Source organism: Bdellovibrio sp. NC01 (assembly GCF_006874625.1).
GTDB lineage: Bacteria > Bdellovibrionota > Bdellovibrionia > Bdellovibrionales > Bdellovibrionaceae > Bdellovibrio.
Window position 1 is genome coordinate 3,371,324 of sequence record NZ_CP030034.1, and the last position, 14,031, is coordinate 3,385,354.

At 44.9% G+C, this 14,031-nt stretch carries 14 protein-coding genes; 6 read left to right on the forward strand and 8 right to left on the reverse strand.

Translation table 11 applies throughout. The features are described from left to right. Window positions 1-3 precede the first annotated feature (3 nt). From DOE51_RS16020 to rfaE2, 3 genes are read left to right on the forward strand one after another with little or no spacing between them, the layout of a single operon-like run. Window positions 4-765 carry a 16S rRNA (uracil(1498)-N(3))-methyltransferase gene (locus DOE51_RS16020; protein ID WP_142697539.1) on the forward strand — a complete coding sequence of 254 codons (762 nt, stop codon included), beginning with the start codon at window positions 4-6 and terminating at the stop codon, window positions 763-765. Between the two features lie 12 nt (window positions 766-777). Further along, window positions 778-1,578 (forward strand): RDD family protein, encoded by an 801-nt coding sequence (locus DOE51_RS16025; protein ID WP_142697540.1) that lies wholly within the window; start codon window positions 778-780, stop codon window positions 1,576-1,578. 5 nt (window positions 1,579-1,583) lie between these two features. After that, a complete protein-coding gene (gene rfaE2, locus DOE51_RS16030; protein WP_142697541.1) occupies window positions 1,584-2,060 on the forward strand; it encodes a D-glycero-beta-D-manno-heptose 1-phosphate adenylyltransferase in 477 nt (158 codons plus the stop codon). Here rfaE2 and DOE51_RS16035 read toward each other — a convergent pair whose 3' ends face one another. The 7 genes from DOE51_RS16035 to DOE51_RS16065 form a co-directional block, all read right to left on the reverse strand. Then, entirely contained in the window at window positions 2,061-2,795 is a 735-nt protein-coding gene (locus DOE51_RS16035; RefSeq protein ID WP_142697542.1) for a hypothetical protein, read from the reverse strand. Between the two features lie 44 nt (window positions 2,796-2,839). Next, window positions 2,840-3,898: a hypothetical protein gene (locus DOE51_RS16040; protein ID WP_142697543.1), complete on the reverse strand. Its 1,059-nt coding sequence runs from the start codon at window positions 3,896-3,898 to the stop codon at window positions 2,840-2,842. A 174-nt stretch (window positions 3,899-4,072) separates the two neighbouring features. Further along, complete coding sequence (locus DOE51_RS16045; RefSeq protein ID WP_142697544.1) at window positions 4,073-4,453, reverse strand: YkgJ family cysteine cluster protein; 381 nt, start codon at window positions 4,451-4,453, stop codon at window positions 4,073-4,075. Between the two features lie 5 nt (window positions 4,454-4,458). After that, window positions 4,459-5,598 carry a polysaccharide deacetylase family protein gene (locus DOE51_RS16050; protein WP_142697545.1) on the reverse strand — a complete coding sequence of 380 codons (1,140 nt, stop codon included), beginning with the start codon at window positions 5,596-5,598 and terminating at the stop codon, window positions 4,459-4,461. A gap of 19 nt (window positions 5,599-5,617) precedes the next feature. Then, entirely contained in the window at window positions 5,618-7,033 is a 1,416-nt protein-coding gene (locus DOE51_RS16055; RefSeq protein ID WP_142697546.1) for a hypothetical protein, read from the reverse strand. Between the two features lie 101 nt (window positions 7,034-7,134). Beyond that, a complete protein-coding gene (locus tag DOE51_RS16060) occupies window positions 7,135-8,427 on the reverse strand; it encodes an O-antigen ligase (RefSeq protein WP_246845135.1) in 1,293 nt (430 codons plus the stop codon). Further along, window positions 8,427-8,978, reverse strand: coding sequence for an SLBB domain-containing protein (locus tag DOE51_RS16065; RefSeq protein WP_142697547.1), 552 nt, complete (start codon window positions 8,976-8,978; stop codon window positions 8,427-8,429). The genes DOE51_RS16060 and DOE51_RS16065 overlap by 1 nt, the downstream gene beginning before the upstream one ends. Before the next feature lie 83 nt (window positions 8,979-9,061). Between DOE51_RS16065 and DOE51_RS16070 the strand changes: the two genes are divergently transcribed. Genes DOE51_RS16070 through DOE51_RS16080 form a run of 3 tightly spaced genes read left to right on the forward strand, consistent with a single transcriptional unit; the run spans window position 9,062 to window position 12,297 of the window. Beyond that, window positions 9,062-10,075: a hypothetical protein gene (locus tag DOE51_RS16070; protein WP_246845136.1), complete on the forward strand. Its 1,014-nt coding sequence runs from the start codon at window positions 9,062-9,064 to the stop codon at window positions 10,073-10,075. Between the two features lie 39 nt (window positions 10,076-10,114). Then, window positions 10,115-11,050 carry a hypothetical protein gene (locus DOE51_RS16075; RefSeq protein ID WP_142697548.1) on the forward strand — a complete coding sequence of 312 codons (936 nt, stop codon included), beginning with the start codon at window positions 10,115-10,117 and terminating at the stop codon, window positions 11,048-11,050. Then, window positions 11,047-12,297, forward strand: a complete 1,251-nt coding sequence (locus DOE51_RS16080; RefSeq protein WP_142697549.1) for a hypothetical protein — start codon at window positions 11,047-11,049, stop codon at window positions 12,295-12,297. The genes DOE51_RS16075 and DOE51_RS16080 overlap by 4 nt, the downstream gene beginning before the upstream one ends. On the opposite strand, the gene DOE51_RS16085 is transcribed toward DOE51_RS16080, so the two are convergent. Then, window positions 12,284-13,975, reverse strand: coding sequence for a hypothetical protein (locus DOE51_RS16085; RefSeq protein WP_142697550.1), 1,692 nt, complete (start codon window positions 13,973-13,975; stop codon window positions 12,284-12,286). The genes DOE51_RS16080 and DOE51_RS16085 overlap by 14 nt on opposite strands. Between the last annotated feature and the right edge of the window lie 56 nt (window positions 13,976-14,031).

A 14,031-nucleotide genomic window follows, 5' to 3' on the forward strand; every position in this document is an offset into this window, starting at 1 on the left:
ATCATGAGACGTTACTGGATCGAGAAAAAAGATCTTTTCCAAGACCAAGTGAATTTCACGGGCGATGTGTTTCATCACATCTTCGATGTCTGTCGCCAAGAGGTCGGATCTAAATTCGAAGTTCTAACAGAAGATAGCAAAGCCTATTTCGTTGAAGTCACTCAGGTGACAAAAAAAACCGCGGTGGGCCGCGTGCTTGAAGAACGTATCATCCCCGCTTTGAAAACTCCGCACATTCATTTGGTGCTTTCGATTTCGCGCTTCCCCGTTATGGATGCCGTAATGGAAAAAGCCGTGGAGTTGGGAGTGAAATCGGTTCAGCCTTTCTTTTCTGAATTTAGCTTCCTTCGTAAGGGCGAAAAGTTGTCAGACAATAAGCTTGAGCGTTGGGACAAAATCGTTCGCTCCGCGACTCAACAAAGTGGCCGTGGCGACCTGATGCAGGTTCAAGATCCGATTCCATTCGAGAAGATTTCATCTTTAATTAACCAAAAAGACGGCCAAGTGGGTCTATTTGCTTATGAGGGCACTTCAACACTAAGCATCAAAGACTACTGCAACAAGGTAAAGTCGGAGCACCCCCAAGGCGTCAAAGACATCTGGATTATCGTTGGTTCTGAAGGCGGTTTTTCACACAATGAAGTCAAACACTTCACTGAACTAGGCCTTCATCCAGTGACTTTAGGCCAGCAGGTTTTGCGAGTTGAAACGGCTTGCATGGCTCTTGTATCAGTCCTAAAGTATGACTTTGATTTGATGTGTTGATAGGAGCAGGTCATGGTTGATCCTTTTGAAGAGTTTGAGTTTAAGCCACTCACTGACGGGCTTGGATTTCATAAAAAGAAAACGACTCCAGCGGCGAAAGCAGAAGCTGAAGCGGACACTTTTACATCTCAAAAGTTCATTAAGGACCAAGGTCTAGAGTTGATCGAAGAATCTTCGGTTGATCCTCTTCGTCCACCGCTTCCGCGCAAAAAAGCGAACACGCCTGCAGCAGCTCCTGGCACTTTGACAGAAGTTGGCGGTGACGGTTCGACTTCAAATTCATCAGCAGCGGTTGATGAAATTCTTAAGACTCTTCAAAAAAGCCGTCGTTTCGATTTCGAAGAAAAGACAGCTAAAAACAAAATCAGCCAAACTGCTGCAAAAGAAGAATACAAAGCGACGACTTGGAACTTCTCTTCTGCACTTTTGGATTCAATGTTGGTTATCGCAGCAAGTTTGTTGTGCATGATCATCTTGCTAGTGATCACGAAAGTAGATTTGATCGGCAACCTGACTCATCCAGATGAAGCAGGCATGATTTATATTTCTACAGTTGCGATGTTTGCGACTGTGGCATTCATCTATATGACTGTGAACCGCATCTTCATGGGTGCGACACCTGGTGAATGGGCCTTCGATCAACGCATCGGCACGCCAAAAGAGTTGAATACTGCTGGTTACGCTTTGAAAGTGGTTGCTAGAAGTGCTCTTGTGATCGTGACGGGTTTCATCTTGTTCCCGATCTTGTCTGTTTTGATGAATAAAGACTACGCTGGTAAAATCACTGGCGCGAAACTTCTTAAGAAAGTTTAGAGTTCATGGGCCAAGTCCGAACATTTGATACGATTGAAGCGGCTTTGGCTCCTCTTCGTTCCCAAGGTAAAAAAATTGTTTTCACAAATGGCGTGTTTGATTTACTTCACATCGGACACGTTCGTTATTTGCAGGAAGCCCGCTCGTTGGGTGATGTTTTGGTTATCGGTGTAAATGCCGATGCCAGTGTAAAACGTCTTAAAGGTCCTACTCGTCCTATTCAAAATGAAAATGACCGTGCCGAGATTTTAGCAGCACTTGCGTGCGTTGATTTCACTGCGATCTTTACTGAAGACACTCCGGAAAACTTGATTCATAAAGTTCGTCCTGATGTTTTGGTAAAAGGTGGCGACTGGAAAATCGAATCTATCGTAGGCGCACCGTTCGTGATGTCATACGGTGGTAAAGTCATGTCCTTGCAATTCGTTGACGGCAAATCGACAACGAAGATCATCGAAAAATCTCAATTACCAGAGAACTAATTAGAAGCGGAATCCAAGCTTACCCGCGTAGACGGAATCGACGTACTTATCGATTTCTAACGCCACAAAGAATTTGGAAACGTTGACGTTCACACCTGCGAATGTGTGATTTTCTGAACTTGTTTGTGTTTCAGTTTCACCACTTGAAGTGATCCCATTCGTGCCACCGATAAATTTACCGTGAGCATTGATACGACCACCACCAAAGTACAAAGCGACGTTGTCAATAGCTACAGTCGCAACCAAATCCCAACCCATTGTTGTGACGTTGATCAGATTCGAAAAGTTCGCGCCACCCGCATACAAATTTGCAGAGAATGAAATGGGGAAGAAGCTTGCTTCATAAAAGCCCCAACGAAGTTGACCACCAAACGTTTGCACCTTCTGATCTTGAATCGCCGGAGTAAAATACAACAATGTATCGATGTTGTAGTAAAGACCTTTACCAATTGTCAGGGTGTAGTAATTGAATTCGCCGGAATCATTGGTTTGTGTTCCCAAGTTCGAAAGGTCTTCCAGAGGAATAAACTCTGCTGTCAGCCCTACTTCTACGCCAGTGTAACCACCCAATGGATAAGGGTTCGCAAGAATTTTGGACGCCGAACCTAAACCCAGAATTTCCAATGCACGCTTTTGCTCGCTCGTCGAAAGATTGCGAGGCAAATCACTAGCGGCTTGAACGGTAAAACCGACAAACAACAGTGCTGCAAAAATGAAAGAATGGGCCATTTTCATGAGCCCATTCTCAACGATATTCCTATTAGCTGTCCAGCAGGATCTTAGAGTGCTGCGACTACGCTTTGCATTTGGCTAAGAGCTTGAGATGCGATGTCACCGATCTCGCCACCAGCAGCCCTTAACTGTGTAAGCGCATCAACGTAAGGCTTATAAGTTTCCGCAGTTGGCGTTGAAGTCGATACCACATCGCCACGAGTGTTACGTGGGTCAGAGATCGATTTTGTTTGGTAAGCTTTAACAATGACTTGCGAAGCAAGTGTCACAACATCTGTGTCATTGCTTTTCAATGCGCCAACTAATGCACCCGAAGCATTTTTAGTACCGTAGCTTTGCATATAGCTCATCGCTGTATTTTGATTGGCAGTAGCAAGCAGACTGTAATTTTCAGCAACAACTGTGAAACCTTGAGTCGTATATACTGGGCTTAAAGCGTACAAGCCAACAGCTTGCGTATCAGATTTAGTGCTTTTCAAAAGACCGTTAACAATGCTGTAGAAAGAAGCCGCATCCAATTTACCAGCCACGAAAGCCGTTACCATCTTATATGCGTTTTCTTTCGTTGGTTGCGCAGATAACAAAGCACTCCATTGAGCACCGCTTAAAGTATTCTCATCATTTGCTGGGTCGTTGGCAGCACCTGTGTTTGCAACATTGTTATTTGCAATCGCACCAGCACCCGCGCCGTCAGCGCCGTTCGCGATATCGCTACCAGTAAGACCGTTGTGCGAGTCCGCACCTACAACTTTAACGTCAACAGAAGGCTTTTTCGCAGCATCCGCTTTTTTAGCGTCTGCCTTCTTAGCCGCAACTTGTGCAGGAGCCGCTGGTTTTTTAGCGTCTTTTGCATCAGCCGTTTTCTTTTTGTCGTCAGCTTTTTTCTTATCGAATGGATTTACGTATTTACGATCGATTTCGCGATCTTCTAAACCCAGACCGAACAACGCTGCCAAGAATGATTTTGGACGAGGCATCTCGTAAACCAGTTCGGCGTTCGCCAAAACAGCTTGCACAGGAGACTTCATAAGGTATCCAAGTCCGCCAACCAAAACCGCAACAAGGGTAAAGATCGCCATTTCGAATTTCTTATCTGTGAAGCTCATGTGAGGCCTCCTGTTCTTAATACTTACTAAGAGCAGTGCCCGTGCCATTTCTTCTTGAATTTACGAGGGTTTAGCCATGTCAAAGCGAGACTGCGCCATGAAAGCGCCCTTTTCGCGCTCACGGCTGTCTACAGTTCAGTCAAATCTCAAAGTGAGACGATGCTATTAACGAATCTATTTGCGAGGAGCACCAGGGCAAAATCCCGGGCGAGGACCGATCGAAGGAAACTGGCGACACGTATCGGGACGCTTGTCATACACCGTACACAAACGCGTCACCGAATCTAAAAACAAACAGTCGTTATTGGCTTTTTGCTGGAGCATGAAGAACTCCGTCCCCGAACGGTAAGAGACGATGATGCCTTCTTTAATCAGGCGCTTCGCAAGCTTTTTCACAGAGCCTATGACTTCATCTTCGGAAGCCACACCCAAGCGCACCAGATCGGAAGATTTCACTTCGACCGGCATTGTGCAACAGCCGCCCCAGCAGCCATTGCACATATCGTTTTTATAGGATTTCCATGTGGAAGGTCTATCTACGTCAGGTCTTTTCATTCACTCTAAGGCAGGTTCTTTTTAACCAATTTGCTGTTGTACTTTGCGTTTGGATCCGCAGATTGAAGTTGTACAACAGAATAACCTCGAGTGTAAAGTTCTCGCAAAAGTTGTGGCAGAATTTCAGCCGTTCTTCTTTGGATATCGTGGAAAAGAATAATTCCGCGACCCTTAGAATCCAACTGAGCCAACGTGTTCTGAAGAAGGTTCTCATTTGTTTGAGCTTTCCAGTCTTCACTGTCGATGTTCCAGTAAAACTCAGCCGTCGCCGCTTGCTTCAAAACACCACGAAGTTCCGGTGACGCCGCACCGTAAGGGAAACGGAAGATCGGATCCACGTAACCAAGAACGTCGTAAACCGCTTGGTGACCACCTTTCAATTCAACCATCGCATCGTCGAAGCTGAACTGTTTGCCACCATTCGCGTGACCGCACTCTTTCAAGTTACCGATGCAGTAGTGATTGATTGTGTGCGAACCAACCATGTGACCGCCAGCCGCAACAAGTTTCGTAATTTCTGGATTCAAGCGCACAGCTTTACCCAATTCAAAGAAGTGAGCTTTCGCATTCACTTCCTTCAACGCTTGAAGAATCGTTTTTGTGTACTCTGGGCTTGGACCGTCGTCGAAAGTCAGAATCACTTCTTTCTTTTGTACGTCACCCGTTACCGCCAAATAACCGTTCGAGTAATCGCGTTTTTGCACGTTCACTGGGAATTGGAAGTTGTTCGAAGTTTGTTTCGGCTTCAACGCGTTCACTTGCACTTGCAATGTCGCGCGCTCTGCTGCGTAGTAACGCTCTAGTTGCGCAAGCAAAGCCTCTTTACAAGGTGCCAGCATTTCGCGGTTCGCATCGGATTTGATTTCAATTTCAAATACCGAAAGCGATTGACCATCAAGTCCTTGCAATTCTTGGCAAAGATCTTTTTTCAGTTCTTCTTTTTTCGCAGGAGCTTGCTGCGCTTCTTCGCGCCAGTCTTGGAATAAAACTTCCGGATGAGCCGGAGAAGATTCCCACTCTGCAAGTGATTTTGCATTTTGATTATCCTGAACCGATTGTTGAAGCTTCTGGTTCACCTTGTTGCCACAACCGGCTAAGGCTAACGAAGCGATCAGGAATAAGCTAGAGGCTGTTGTCTTTTTCATAAGTGCATCCTTAATGAAATTACTGGGTCATGTCGGACCCTTGACCGACGTTCAAAACATTCCAAGAGTCATCTCTATGGCCTTCCAATTCAGAAAGGCTTTGTGGCTTCTTCAAGCTAAATTTAATTTTCGAATTCTCGATGATCACGCGCGGATCAACAGAGTGGTTATCGAAAATCATCAAGTTGCGCGAAGCCTGCGCTGTTACAACATCTGGATTCCACAAGTAGCGGAAGTAGATGATCAATGAACCGAAAAACTGACTTAACAACACTGACAACAAACCCAAAGCCACTAAACCAATTTGTGGCAACGTGTTTTCCCAGCGTGCGTGATCTAAAACTTCAAAACGAGTTCCGATTGAAAGTTTCGCCGCTTCCAACTTTCCTAAAGCCGCTGATAGTTCTTTGTAGCGGTTGAATTCCAATTCCGATTTCTTACGAAGATCGTCAGCCAATTGCGCTTGATATGGAAGTTCCTTCGCATCTTTCTTCAAGCGATCAATCGATTGTTGAACCTGTGCAAGCTTGCCTTCGATCAAACTGTTTTCAATCTTCAAAGCTTCGATCTTGCCACCGATACCGTACAAAGAACTTTCTTGTTGAGCCGTGCGACCTTTTTGCAAGTACTCAATCATTTTTCTGTTCTCGGCCATTTTCAATTTCAATTCGTTTCCGCGAACCAAAAGTTCAGACACGTATTCGCCCATTTTATCTTTTGAAGCGAGCGGAAGAATTGATTCATCTTTTGTTTGCGTTTCAGCTAACTGTTTTCCAAGTTCTGCCAACTTTTCATCAGAAAGTTTTTTTTGCGTGATCATGAACTCTTCAACGCGAGCGATCTCTTCTGATTCACGCTTCTTCAACAAGTCACCGGCCAATTCAGTCGCCGTGTTTGCAAGAAACAACGACATCGGACGACTTGGAATTGCCACAGAAAGCTTGATCTCAAAGTCAGAATCTAGAGTTGCCTTTGTCCACTTATCAAACTTCTGCAAGATCTCTAGCTTCGTTTCTGGTTTTGTCGCATCAATCTTGTTTAAGTAATCGTTCTTCAATTGCTCGTAACCTTGACGTTCTTCCATCGTGATTTTAGCGCTGTTGCCACGCTCATCAACTTTTGCAAGAAGAGCTTCAAAGAACTCACGCGTCTTCAAGTACTCGATATGTTTTGAAAGAAGGCTGCTGCCTTTTTTCGATTCCTGAAGAGATTTTGACAAACCGAAATACTGGCTTGAGAAAGCTTGTAGAGACGAATTCTGAGTATCGTTGAACACCATGCTCGTCGTTGCAACGTACGGAATTTTAACAACATAAATAATCGCGCTGATGGAAAAAAGAATGACTGTAAAGACCACAAACATGCGCCAGTGGGACATATAAAGCTTAATGATTTCGCCCACTGTGAGTTCTGGTTCGATGTGTTGCTCAGCCATACCTACTCACTTTCTGTGATGATCTGTCTAAGCATTCGTTGTGCCATTATTTGACAGGCTTGGCCTGTGTTTAATCTGCAATGATGGTTAAGAATTTGAAATTAGTTCTGGGCAGGGCGCGAAACCGTCACCGAGGCTACCGCTAGTAGACCGAACACCATCCAATACATTCGATCTGCCATGCCGCCAATGGACAAGTGCACGTGGTATATCACCAAAATTGGTATATGCGAGAGGAGGTAAATCCCGACTTGGCGCTTAGCTATGTCGAAGGATTTAAGCGACTTAAGGGACCCAATCGTCATAAAGATCAGACACATCACCGCCAAACCCAAGAGCGGCCACCCGCCAACAACCCCTGCGGAAACCAAAATATTATGGGGATCTTTCATCGCATTATAATTCGAAACATCGACGTCATTGCCAGCTGCAAACTTCGACATCATCCCGTGACCAAGCCATGGCTCTTCCATGAAGATCTCGCTTCCGCGTTGCACTTCCTCCCAACGCGAAGCCACACCGTCTTGCGCTTGGCGCGAGCCCAAAGAGTTTTCACCCGTCGCAATACCGTGCGCGAATTCGTAAGTCTGCATTCCGAAAAACATCGTGAAAGTCATGATGAAACAAACGGTCGCAAATTTAAAAATGCGCCCCATATTGGTTTCGGTTTTATGCAAAACCATTGTCAGCACAAATGCGACAATCGCCGCCGCTGCCGAAGAACGCGTACCCGTTAGAATGATCGCAAGAAAACTTGCGACCAAAACCAACGCATCCCAAATCTTATGTTGCAGTTTTTGATCGGTCAGAATTGTTCCAAGTGAAAAGATGTAAGCAATCGTCGCGCAACTGACCATGTGAGGAATGTGTTTGAAGACGCCGATGAAACGGCCGCCTTTAAATTCCGCACCACTTGCTATTGGCAATAGCAAAAGCGAAATCACAACTAAGGCACCCGTCCATCTTTGGATAAATCTTAGAAAATCCTCGACATTCCATAAACTCGGAATCACTAAACCATAGACGACGATCATGAAAAGTGTCGCGCCTAAAGCTCCCACCTGCATCAACGGCGATTCATCAAAGTTCACATAGTGAATCTGCAAAAGAGTTTCCACGGTTAAAGTCATCATCAACGCAAAAACGAAGAGCTTATAGAAGCCACTGATATGCTGACGATCGCGAACCTTCATCCACAACAAAATCAGCGGCCCACCGAACAACGCACACAACACGACGTTGACGTATGGATGCATGCCTTGCTGGAAAATCAGGTAAGGAATTTCACGTGGAATCGGCAAAATAACGCCGAAAGAAACTTTCGATAGGAAAGCCAGCGCCGCGAGCGCTTTAATCAGAAATAAAATTCTTCCGTCGCGGGCTTTCAAAATCATTATTTATGATCCGAGTTTTTTTGAATCAAAAGGCCTGTCAAAACAATCCCAGCCACCAAAGAAATCATTGTCACGTTGCGAGTCGTTTCGCTGCTGACCCACGTTGACTTCTGTGGCACGTAAACGAAATCATCTTGCGCCAATTTTAAATCACGAGCACCGCCGTACTTAATAATTTTTTCGGCATCAACTTCGTAAGCGCCTTTGTATTCATTCACCGCTTTTGAATTCACACTACCCCAAGATTTTTGATCTTGCTTGCGAACAAGAACTTCACTGACGTCACCGACTTGTGAAGAACCACCTGCAAGAGTGATCAACTTCAACAAATCTGTATTCGCAGGCACATAGTAAATACCTGGCTTATTCACAGCGCCCATCAGTTGCACACTGATCAAAGATTCTTTTGGTGAAGAGCGAAAGATATATTCCGACGCTTGCTGTGGAGGTTTGATATCACTGAGCAACCCGTCCTCAGCGTGTGCGTATTGCACTGAAGTAATCATAATAATCGAAGCCATCAAAAGGCGGATGCTTTTCTGCATAGTCATACCTACAATTCCTCCTACACTACTGGACCTACATCGGGAACCCCGACCTCTGTCAATATTTTTCCATGACTTGACTTCGGTCTGTGCATAACAATTATGAAATGATGACGACGTCAGAAGTCCCAGAGCACGAAAAGTTATTTAACGAAATCTGCAACAAGCTCAATGAGCTGAGTACCGGACCTGTGGAGGAAGATCAACCTCCACAACCTAAGTATGAGCAAATGCAAGTGCAGATGAAGAAATTCCACTCCGACCTTAAAGGTTCGCAAGAAGAACTGCGCGAGAAAATCAAAACTCTCGAGAATGTTTCTTACGGTCCTGCAACGTTGGATGCGCAGATGCAACAACTCGCTGATCAACTCAGTGCAGAACGTGCGAACAACGCAAAGCTCAGTGCCGATCTAGCAAAATCGCTAGAGTTGAGTTTGCAACTTCAACTTGAAATTCAAGGTTTGAAAGCGCGCGCGATGCAAATGCAAAGCGAAGAGAAAAAATATTCTCAAGCGCTCTTCGATAAAACGCGCATCTTGCAACGCGACCTCGACCTCAACCAAGCGTTGAAAGAAGAAACAGCAATGGAACTTGCGAAAGCCAAATCGGCTTTCGCTAAGGAACAAGAGTTGTGGGAAGAAAAACAAGAGCAACTTGAAGCTGAAATTCAAACTCTGAAAACTGATAAGCACGAACTTGAGCAAACAGTGGAAGAGATGCAAGCGGCCTTGAATCAACGTGACGAAAAGATCGAATCTTTGAATCAAGAGATCGAAAAAATCTCGGCGTCATTCAACGAAGTCGAGTCTTCAGCTTCACAACAAAATGACGTGCTTCAAAACTTGATGAAAGTCGCTGAAGGCAAAATCATCGAGATGAAAATCGCTCTTGATAAGAAATCGTTGGAAGCCCAGGACTACTACAGCCATCTTCAACAATCTCTGACTCAAACAGGCATTATGAAACAAGAAAATGCAGCTTTGAAAGAGTACGTTGCGAAATTGAACTACTACCATCAGCAGGCGCAACAAGCGCAAATGGCCGTGGCTCAAATGGCGCAAGTCGCTCACCAGCAAGTCCAGACCCAGACTCCGCAAACTTAACCTTGTTCTCCTCTATTTTGGACACCTAAAATAGAGGAGATGAATCCTTTAAAACTATTCAAGCCCTACTTCGATCTCACTCTTGGTTCTAAGAAGTCAAATGTGACACGCATTCTGGAAAGACCCGGATTGTGGATGACTCCCGAACAACTCAAACAACTTGTTGAAGATCTACGCACCGTTGTTAGTTCACTGAATATCGGTGAACTTGATTATGGAATCGTTAAAGGCAGTAAGCAGGCATTGGATAATGCCGTCATTACTTTGATTTATGATGGTCCTTCAGGAAAGCCATTCGCGTTCAATGCACTGACAATCATGACATGTACGGTGCGTGGTCATACGCAACAAGTTGTGCATTTAGGATTGGTTGCCGTTGATCCAAGCGCGCGCGCCAAAGGTTTGTCGTGGATTCTTTATGGTCTTACGACGTTCTTGCTATTTATTAAAAATCGTTTCAAGCCAATTTGGATCTCGAACGTCACGCAAGTGCCCGCGATCATCGGGATGGTTTCTGAAAGCTTTGGTAACGTTTATCCAAATCCACTGAAGAAAACTCGCAGATCTTACGATCACCTGGTTTTGGCGCGCGAAATTACGACTCGTTATCGTTATGTATTTGGTGTTGGACCAGAAGCGGAATTCGACGAAGATGCTTTCGTCTTGAAGAACGCTTACACAGGTGGCAGCGACAACTTGAAAAAAACTTTCGAGCAAGCGCCGAAACATCGTAACCCCATTTACAACGATTTCTCGAATCAAACATTAGACTACAATCGCGGCGACGATATTCTGCAATTGGGTCAAATGGATGTCAGCTCATACTATCACTACATGATCCACACGATTCCCAAGGGTTCCGCGTTGATCTTGTTTTATAAAATCGTATTCAGCTCCATTGAGTTTTCTTTAGTTCCCATTATTCAATGGTTCTCGACTAGCAAACAGATGGGCAGCTTGAGGCCACGTAAATGAATTTAAATCAGAACTTTCAAATCTTTGATGCCTCGTTATCGTTGTTAGGTGCATTGGGTATTTGGCCGGCACTTCGCCGTTTGTATCGCCAAGAGTCTTTGAACCCTCTCGAGATCCGTCTGTGGGGTATCTTGGCTTCCATGATGGCGTTGTTCATCGTGCGCTTCCCGCTGACGGCTTTTGATATCAAAGCGTTCGGTGGAGCAACTTATATCGCTGCTGTGTGGTTGGCGTTCTTTGTGTTTTTATACTTCGAGGGCATGCTTCGTAAGCACATGCCATTCGTTTTAAAACTATTCATGGCTGTCGGCAGTATCGCGTTTGTGATCGATGCCCTTGCCAACAATCTTTCAGGAAATAAACCGCACTTGATGGCTTTTGGCGCATTCATGTTAATCGCGCAAATTTCTGTGGCACTGGTTACGTTGTTCCGTAACCGCAAAGAACACAGTCGCTCTGAAAATACTCTTTTAGATATTTCAGTGCTTGGTCTGATCTTGTTGGGCCCTTTGTTCCTGACGGACGTTACAACTTATGGTCTGCCACACATTCCAAAGTTGGGCGCCCTGGGTGGTTTGTTGTTCACGTACTTCTCATTGTTCAATCAGGCCTTAGTTAAAGATCGCAGCTTTGTGATCCGCAAATTAGGTAAGACGTTATTGTTTGCAGCAGTGCTGCTCGCTCCAGCGTCACTGTTGTTTGAGGACTTTAACTGGGACGTCGGACTTCGTCTGTATGTGTTCTTGGTCGATGTCTTACTCGTATTCCGTATTCACTCTGCAGTGAAGGTTCTGAACGGCGAAGACGACTTCTTTAAGTTCGTGCATCAGTTTGTTTCGTCTGAAAAAACGACGTTTCAAGGGTTGCTTGATAAAATCGCTGAAGTCTTTGAAAAAACGGACTTCAAAGTTTGTTCTGGCAAAGACCTTCATGGCTATGACCTTCCAAAGATCATGAACTTCTTTAAACTGAACCAAACGCATATCTTCAATTTAGAAGACATCCGTCAGGTTTTGTTTGATGAAGGCAAAAAAGCGAATTTGCCTAAAGATGAACTTCAAATCTATGAAGAAATGCAGCACTTGATGGAAGAGCACAGCATGAACTATCTGTGTCTGCTATCAGAAAAAAATGGGGACATGCTTTTGCTGCACATCCCTTACGTTGCCTATAACGAAATCGTTCGCACGAAGACCGCTCTGATCCGCGATTATGCGAAATTGCTCGAGCGTCCTACAACAGCTTAAGATACTCTAACAAATCTTTCTTTTGATCCTGTGAAAGGCCCGCGAAGGGCTTTTCATGGCCTTTGTTAGAACGACCTGGTTGAGTCGTATCGTATTCCGTCGGCAAACTCCATGGTTGATAATCTTGTGGGTAAACGTATTTACCGTCTTCGTTCAGCTCACCTTTGATACCAACAAGCTGCATATCCAATGCATGTCCGCCCAATTCAAATTTCACTGGGCGCAGTTCTGGATTCATTAATTGCCACAATGTTGGAACAGAGCCGTTGTGAAGATACGGAGCCGTATACCACAAACCCGACAAAATCGGCGCCACATAACCGCCCATTGAATGACCGGCATCAACGTATTTACCAATCGCCGTTTTATCGCTGTAGTCTTTAATAGCTTGATCGACGTTCTGCCAACGAAGCGGGTCCGTACCAATCGCTTCCGATTTCATGAACTTATTCGGAAAGCTTAAAAGCTGAGGATTCAGGCCGTCTGAATAAACGCCATGACATTGCGAACAGCTTTTCGCAAATACTTGTGAACCACGAAGTGCCGCTTCGCTATCGATGACACCTGGATATGCCGGTGGTTTGTTATACTGAAGAACCGAAAAGATTTCTTTCACACGCGGCACCGCTTTTTCCGCATTTCCCATCGTGTTGCCCATGGCAGAGAACGTAAAGAAACTTGCAAGCTCTGCCAGCTTAGAACCCCATGACGGATTCATAGCTTCGTTTCTTTCGATATTTCTGAAGCGCTCGGTGTTCTTCACACCGTAAGCACCATCATAAGTTAATGACGAACGGAAACCACGGTAAGAGATATCAGGAATCGACACGAAACCTGCTTCATGGGGATCATAAACAAAGGCGTCTTTTTTCAATTTCGCATCACGCTTAAAGGCGCCTACACCGTTCGTGATCCCAGCTCCACCATTCGGGAACGGCAGAACTTTTCCAGACTTCGCTTCCATCTTCGCGAGTTCTTTTTTAATGATCGGCAATAGGTCTTTAGAAATAGTTTTGTATTCAAGCGCATCGATATTTGGATAAGCTTCTTTCAATTTAGCCAAGAACAAATCCGGATTGTTCGCTGCGATCTTAAGGCCTTTATAAATTCCGCCTAAGAAACCATCGAAATTCAACGAACTATTCGGAGCACCCAACCACACATTTCGTGTCGGCATACCTTGCGCATCGTAAGTTACGCCACCGTGGCAGGCAGCACACGTGATATTGGCCACCTCAAGGCCCATGCGACGGCCCACGATATTCACTTCAATATTTTGTCTTACCAAACCAAAAGTTTTTTCGCCCGTCAACTCGGGACGAACTGCCAAATCATCGCGCCAGTTAGCAATGCCTTGCGCACGAATGAAACCGAATTTCTGCATGGTTTTAGGAAGATTTTTTCCATCAATTTTTTGTTGAGTGTCTTGAGCATCAGCCAACAGCAAGGCTGTCCCGTAAACTTTCAAAGGTAAGATATTGGTATTCATCAAGCCGTTCAACGACAAGGAATTTAAGCTGTCGTAAACGAAGCGCACCTGCCCCAGGTTTTTCTGCTCCCCGTTTTTTTCGCGATAACGATTGAACTCTAAAGAGTCCCACGGAGTCTCTAGACAACCTGATAAAAGCGCGCAAAACGACACTGCTGTCAAAAGCTTATATACCTTTGAGTGCTTCATTGCTTATTCCTTTGTTTACTTACCTTAGGAAATAAACAAAGCAAAGACAGCGCCAA

What these genes read in the sequence shown, in the direction of transcription:
- DOE51_RS16020 (WP_142697539.1), top strand. Translation starts at nt 4, where the DNA reads ATGAGACGTTACTGGATCGAGAAAAAAGATCTTTTCCAAGACCAAGTG.
- DOE51_RS16025 (WP_142697540.1), top strand. Translation starts at nt 778, where the DNA reads ATGGTTGATCCTTTTGAAGAGTTTGAGTTTAAGCCACTCACTGACGGG.
- rfaE2 (WP_142697541.1), top strand. Translation starts at nt 1,584, where the DNA reads ATGGGCCAAGTCCGAACATTTGATACGATTGAAGCGGCTTTGGCTCCT.
- DOE51_RS16035 (WP_142697542.1), bottom strand. Translation starts at nt 2,795, where the DNA reads ATGAAAATGGCCCATTCTTTCATTTTTGCAGCACTGTTGTTTGTCGGT.
- DOE51_RS16040 (WP_142697543.1), bottom strand. Translation starts at nt 3,898, where the DNA reads ATGAGCTTCACAGATAAGAAATTCGAAATGGCGATCTTTACCCTTGTT.
- DOE51_RS16045 (WP_142697544.1), bottom strand. Translation starts at nt 4,453, where the DNA reads ATGAAAAGACCTGACGTAGATAGACCTTCCACATGGAAATCCTATAAA.
- DOE51_RS16050 (WP_142697545.1), bottom strand. Translation starts at nt 5,598, where the DNA reads ATGAAAAAGACAACAGCCTCTAGCTTATTCCTGATCGCTTCGTTAGCC.
- DOE51_RS16055 (WP_142697546.1), bottom strand. Translation starts at nt 7,033, where the DNA reads ATGGCTGAGCAACACATCGAACCAGAACTCACAGTGGGCGAAATCATT.
- DOE51_RS16060 (WP_246845135.1), bottom strand. Translation starts at nt 8,427, where the DNA reads ATGATTTTGAAAGCCCGCGACGGAAGAATTTTATTTCTGATTAAAGCG.
- DOE51_RS16065 (WP_142697547.1), bottom strand. Translation starts at nt 8,978, where the DNA reads ATGACTATGCAGAAAAGCATCCGCCTTTTGATGGCTTCGATTATTATG.
- DOE51_RS16075 (WP_142697548.1), top strand. Translation starts at nt 10,115, where the DNA reads ATGAATCCTTTAAAACTATTCAAGCCCTACTTCGATCTCACTCTTGGT.
- DOE51_RS16080 (WP_142697549.1), top strand. Translation starts at nt 11,047, where the DNA reads ATGAATTTAAATCAGAACTTTCAAATCTTTGATGCCTCGTTATCGTTG.
- DOE51_RS16085 (WP_142697550.1), bottom strand. Translation starts at nt 13,975, where the DNA reads ATGAAGCACTCAAAGGTATATAAGCTTTTGACAGCAGTGTCGTTTTGC.